A 4939-nucleotide genomic window follows, 5' to 3' on the forward strand; every position below is an offset into this window, starting at 1 on the left:
AACTGCCGTCGAACTCGCACAACCGTGCGAGTGCGGCGTGGGCGACATTCCGAACGCTTCTGAAATGGAAGTGCAAACGCGAAGGAACGCACTTCGCGGAAGTGCATCCCGGTGGCACCACCAAAGAATGTGCTCGGTGTGGCGTCGAGACTAACAAACCGCTGTGGGTCCGCAAACATTCCTGTCCTGCCTGCGGTTTCGAAGCGGACAGGGACGAAAACGCCGCGTGGAACGTTCTCCANNNTCAGCAGGTGTCTGCAAACCGCGTCGTGGAACAGGGAAGCCCCGCCCTCAACGAGCGCGTCAGCGCGAAGTAGGGCGGGGAGAAGTCACCCGAAGACGCCGATCCAGACATATCTCATGCCGACAGACGCTCTCAGTCGAACCGCATTAGGCGCGGCGTTTTTGCGAGCGAGGGAATCTGTCCGTCCTGAGCGAGAGCGACTCTTCGAAGACCCGTTCGCCTACGACTTACTGCCATCACTCTACGATTCACCGCTTTACAGAGCGTTCTATCACCTACTGGACCTACCCGTTATTGGATCGACGATGGAAGCCAGTTTGGATCGCCAGATTCCGGGAGTCGTGGGCGGTATTTTGGGGCGAACGTGTTTCATCGACGAGGTCCTCCGTGAGGCGCTGGCCGAGGGATTCGAGCAGGTCGTCATTTTGGGAGCCGGACTGGACAGCCGCCCGTACCGTATCGCTGGCGTTGACAAGAGCCACGTCTTCGAACTCGACCAACCAGCGACCCAGCAGTACAAACGGACACGGTTACAGAACGCACTCGATGTCCTCCCGTCACATGTCACCTTCGTACCGATCGATTTCGAGCACCAGGAGTTGGCGAACACCCTCACGACAGCCGGATTTCGCGAGGACGTCAAGACAGTTTTCATCTGGGAAGGGGTGACCCAGTACCTCACCGCCGAAGCGGTCGATGCCACCCTCCGCAGTGTATCGGACATCGCAGCGGACGGCAGTCGTCTCGTCTTCACCTTTGTTCACGGTGGCGTACTCGATGGCTCCGTTCAGTTGGGTGGCGCAGATACGCTCGAACGGTTCAGCGAGAGGGGCGAACCGTGGGTGTTCGGCTTACGTCCCGCCAGAGTCGAGTCGTACCTAACAGCACGTCACTTTCGACAGGTCGAACAGGCCGACCACGAGACGTATCTGGAGCGCTATTTCAAGCCGGTTGGACGGCAGCCGAAGATAATGGAAATCGAATTCACCGTACTGGCAGAAGTGGACGTGTCCTGAAGGGAATGTGTGAGCGCCCTTGTGTACAAAGAACTACGGGTGGGACGACGAATACGTGTTTACAGCTCGATTGAATCACTAGACAGCGGCGGGATCGATCGCTCAATCATAGGTGGCGAAACGAGAGTTTCGAGAGATCGCTTTGATGTGTCTCGTATACAACATCAAACGCTCTGTCAAACAATGAAGTCCACCGCAGTATGGCGATTCAACGGAGCCGTACCGACCGTATTTACCGACAGGGAAAGGATATCGTATCGAGCAAATCACGAATGATCATCGTCTCAAATCACGTTCGGATTCCGGAATCGCACGCCGAGACGTTCGTTCAGCGGCTCAAGACCAGTCACGGTATCGAAGACCAGCCGGGCTTCGTCGAGTTGCGGGTGCTCCGCCCGATCGACGCAGATGGGTATATCACGATGACCACCTGGGAATCGCAGGAAGACTACGAGGCCTGGAAAGAAGGGGCAGCGTTCGAACGCGCTCACGCGGATCGCTCCGCCGAGGAAACGTTTGCAGCGCCGAACGAGGTCGAGATTCACGAGGTCGTCGTCGAGCGATCGTCCGACTGACGGCACTCGATCTCACCACCATCGACAAAAAGCGGCGGTTGTCGGATCTCCATCCAGCCGTGACGGTAGATCTCGAAACGGGGCCTACGATTCGACGGCGTCGAGGATCGCGTCGTACTCCGGTTCGTTCGTCGGATCGTCGGCGACCCAGTCGTAGATCACGGTGCCGTCCTCGTCGAGCACGTAGACCGCGCGATTCGCGATGTCGTAGAGACCCAGGTCCTCGATGTCGATCTCCAGATCGTACGCTTCGATCGCCTCACGGCTCATGTCGCTCACGAGATCGAACTCGATGTCGTACTCATCGCGGAATGCGCCGAGCGAGAACGCTGAGTCGGCGCTCACGCCGAGCAGGGTCGCGCCGGCGTCCTGGAACTCGTCGCGGTGGTCCTGTAGGGCGACCATCTCGTTCGTGCATGGGGGCGTGAACGCACCCGGGAAGAACGCGAGAACGACCGGTCCGTCACCGAGATGCTCGTCGAGTTCGAACGGTTCGTGGTCGCTCGTGCCGACCGTCGCGGAAAACGTGGGTGCAGTATCGCCGTTGGATATCATCACATCATACTATGGGTGGGGTAGTCTTAACTACTACGAACATGTTCGTGGTTCGCTGAGCAAACATCCTCTATTCCCAAAGCGCGTACATCCCATCCTGAACCATCTCCGTTCGTCGCTGGCCGTTCTGGACGACCGCCGGTGCATTCCCCGAAACCGCCCCGACGTGCCCGATATCGGTCGCGGCGATACCTTCTTCCTCAAGGGCGTCGAGAGTCCCCGCGGCCTCGTCGGCCGGCACCGTCGTGAGCAACGCACCCGATCCCAGCACGCGCAGCGGATCGACGTCCATCGCGGCACAGAACTCGCGGGTCGTCGGGCGGACTGGTACCGGTTCGCCATCGAGAACGAGGTCGACGTCACTCGCGCGGGCGATCTCGACGAGCCCGCCGAGGACGCCACCCTCGGTCGGGTCGTGCATCGCGGTTGCGACGGGCGTACAAACCGCCGCTTCGGCCATCACGCTCAGCTCGTCGAAAAACGACAGTGCCCGCTCGAACGTGGCCTCGTCGGCGTCGATTTGCTCTTGGAAATCGGACGCCAACACCGCCGTCGCCTCGATCCCGGCCCCCTTCGTGAGGAGTACGCGATCGTCCGGCGTGGCCGTCGTGGTCGAGACGAACCGGTCGGTGTATCCAAGACAGGTTAGCGACAGCAACGGCCGCTCGAGACCGGCGACCGACTCGGTATGGCCGCCGACGATCGTCAACCCGAGTCGTTTGCACGTCGCGTGCAACTGGCGAGTGATCGTATCGAGTACGTCCTCGTCCATCTCCGGCAGCAGAACCGTCGAAACGACGTATTCGGGTACGCCACCCGATGCAGCGACGTCGTTGGATGCGACCGCGACGCCGATCCGTCCGATACGCTCGACGGCCAGCGAGACCGGGTCGGTGCTGACGACGAGGGTTCCGGCCCCCGTCTCGATCGCGGCGGCGTCCTCGGCCTCGCGGGGACCGACGAGCAGGTTCTCGTTCGCGTCGCCGGTCCGTGAGAACACGTACTGCTCCAGCTCCGCCGGTGAGAGCTTGCTCATGGGTCCCCGTTTGGCGAACGATCCCATTCGCCTTTTCATTGCGAACGCCATGCCCCCAGAACGCTCAATGTGATGCGAGACGGATCGTGGACGAATGAACGCTGCCCGCTCTTCTGTAGTACTGCGGAACTGAGATCACGGAGGTTAGTGCATTCCGCCGATAGCAGTCGTACATGACCAATGAACGCGCTGCGCTCGGCGGAATGCTTGAGCAACTCGCTGACCTCGGCGTAATAGAGTTCCGGCCCGAGCCGCTCGACGCCGAGTGGTCTGCGCAAAGTATGGATACTCACAGCGCCTACTGACTTCATGATTGGACACCGCCGATTCGATGTGATCGAGCATCTTCCCGAAGCCGAACTCGATACAGCGATCAATGAGGCACAGATGGCGGACGAGGCCCGGCTCGTCCGCCGACTGTGTTTCGTCAAGAATCTCTACGCGGGCGATGTACTCGAAGAAGCCGCCAGACGCGTCGGAGTTTCACAGGCTAACAGCAGCCGCTGGGCACACGCCTGGAACGACGCCGGCGTCGATGGACTCCGACCGAGTTTCGGAGGTGGCCGGCCTCCGAAACTCTCCAACGAGCAGTTCGCCGAACTGTGTGACATCCTCGAGGAAGGCCAACCGTGGACGCCACAGGCAATCCACACACTCATCGAAGAACGCTACGGCATCACCTACGATCCGTCTCATTTGAGCCGGAAGCTACGCGAGAGCGGGATGTATTACGCTAAACCACGTCCAATGGATCCGCGCAGTCCCGAGAACGCGGATGAGATACTCGCCGAGCGCCTCGGCGAGGCGCTCGACGAGAAGGATACCGAGGAACAGGAGGATGATCCAGTCGTCCTGGGTTTCTTTCGATGAAGCGTGGCCACAACCATTCGACAATTCCCAGCGGATGTGGTCGTACGACCGAACGGTGACGATCGAGAAACCGCTGGTGACCGCTCCGTGGCGCTCGTTTGGCTTCTATGCATTGACTGGGAAGAGTACGCTCTCGTTTGGCAAACGAATCAACAAAGAGACCGTCTGTGAAGCGTTAGAGACGATTCGTGAGCAGAATCCGGTCGGGCGGATTCTGCTCGTGGCAGACAACTACGGCTCCCATCACGCGAAGCTCACGCAAGAACGGGCCGACGAACTCGGCATCGAGTTCGTCTTCATCCCACCGTATTCGCCGACGCTGAACGCGATCGAACCACTTTGGAAGAGTCTCAAGCGAGAGATCTCGCCAGAGATCTACGAGAACGAAGACCACTTCAGAGAATTCCTCACCGAGACGTTTCTTCGGTTGAGCCACCGCGTGAGCTTTGCTGTTGACTGGATCGAGAAATTCCTGCCGAACATTCAGAGGTTGCGCTGATCACTCATCGTCGAGCGGCGGCTCAAGATCATCTGGACCTCCCGAGCGTGCCCAAATTGTAACGCTGACACCCTCCACGCTCTCGACGGGTCAGCCCGTATCTGGTGTGGCCGCTGTGATTGGAAAACCACCTACACTCGCGGT

The 4939-nt window shown here is 59.7% G+C and carries 8 protein-coding genes and 1 pseudogene; 7 read left to right on the forward strand and 2 right to left on the reverse strand.

Features of this window, described 5'->3' with window-relative positions; genetic code table 11:
* The 3 genes from C451_RS06345 to C451_RS06355 form a co-directional block, all read left to right on the forward strand.
* A partial coding sequence (locus C451_RS06345) for a transposase (RefSeq protein WP_241431211.1) occupies positions 1-317 on the forward strand: 317 nt, incomplete at its 5' end.
* Between the two features lie 43 nt (positions 318-360).
* Entirely contained in the window at positions 361-1260 is a 900-nt protein-coding gene (locus tag C451_RS06350; RefSeq protein WP_007738951.1) for an SAM-dependent methyltransferase, read from the forward strand.
* Positions 1261-1532: 272 nt separating this feature from the next.
* A complete protein-coding gene (locus tag C451_RS06355) occupies positions 1533-1835 on the forward strand; it encodes an antibiotic biosynthesis monooxygenase family protein (protein WP_007738953.1) in 303 nt (100 codons plus the stop codon).
* A gap of 84 nt (positions 1836-1919) precedes the next feature.
* Here C451_RS06355 and C451_RS06360 read toward each other — a convergent pair whose 3' ends face one another.
* Both C451_RS06360 and C451_RS06365 read right to left on the reverse strand, forming a co-directional pair.
* A complete protein-coding gene (locus tag C451_RS06360) occupies positions 1920-2390 on the reverse strand; it encodes a redoxin domain-containing protein (protein WP_007738956.1) in 471 nt (156 codons plus the stop codon).
* Between the two features lie 70 nt (positions 2391-2460).
* Positions 2461-3426 (reverse strand): AIR synthase family protein, encoded by a 966-nt coding sequence (locus C451_RS06365; protein WP_049913015.1) that lies wholly within the window; start codon positions 3424-3426, stop codon positions 2461-2463.
* Positions 3427-3599: 173 nt separating this feature from the next.
* Between C451_RS06365 and C451_RS24025 the strand changes: the two genes are divergently transcribed.
* The 4 genes and pseudogenes from C451_RS24025 to C451_RS21985 form a co-directional block, all read left to right on the forward strand.
* Entirely contained in the window at positions 3600-3731 is a 132-nt protein-coding gene (locus C451_RS24025) for a hypothetical protein (protein WP_275039325.1), read from the forward strand.
* Positions 3732-3735: 4 nt separating this feature from the next.
* On the forward strand, positions 3736-4296 hold the full coding sequence (locus C451_RS24030) for an IS630 family transposase (RefSeq protein ID WP_275039323.1): 561 nt from the start codon (positions 3736-3738) through the stop codon (positions 4294-4296).
* Positions 4265-4795, forward strand: a complete 531-nt coding sequence (locus tag C451_RS24035) for an IS630 family transposase (protein WP_275039324.1) — start codon at positions 4265-4267, stop codon at positions 4793-4795. The genes C451_RS24030 and C451_RS24035 overlap by 32 nt, the downstream gene beginning before the upstream one ends.
* Before the next feature lie 6 nt (positions 4796-4801).
* Positions 4802-4939, forward strand: a pseudogene (locus C451_RS21985) (IS1595 family transposase); the annotation flags it as partial.

The organism is Halococcus thailandensis JCM 13552, from assembly GCF_000336715.1.
In the GTDB taxonomy this organism is placed as follows: domain Archaea; phylum Halobacteriota; class Halobacteria; order Halobacteriales; family Halococcaceae; genus Halococcus; species Halococcus thailandensis.

Bases quoted from the DNA above. Each gene is read 5' to 3' on its own strand.
- C451_RS06350 (WP_007738951.1), top strand. From the start codon at position 361: ATGCCGACAGACGCTCTCAGTCGAACCGCATTAGGCGCGGCGTTTTTG.
- C451_RS06355 (WP_007738953.1), top strand. From the start codon at position 1,533: ATGATCATCGTCTCAAATCACGTTCGGATTCCGGAATCGCACGCCGAG.
- C451_RS06360 (WP_007738956.1), bottom strand. From the start codon at position 2,390: ATGATATCCAACGGCGATACTGCACCCACGTTTTCCGCGACGGTCGGC.
- C451_RS06365 (WP_049913015.1), bottom strand. From the start codon at position 3,426: ATGAGCAAGCTCTCACCGGCGGAGCTGGAGCAGTACGTGTTCTCACGG.
- C451_RS24025 (WP_275039325.1), top strand. From the start codon at position 3,600: ATGACCAATGAACGCGCTGCGCTCGGCGGAATGCTTGAGCAACTCGCT.
- C451_RS24030 (WP_275039323.1), top strand. From the start codon at position 3,736: ATGATTGGACACCGCCGATTCGATGTGATCGAGCATCTTCCCGAAGCC.
- C451_RS24035 (WP_275039324.1), top strand. From the start codon at position 4,265: ATGATCCAGTCGTCCTGGGTTTCTTTCGATGAAGCGTGGCCACAACCA.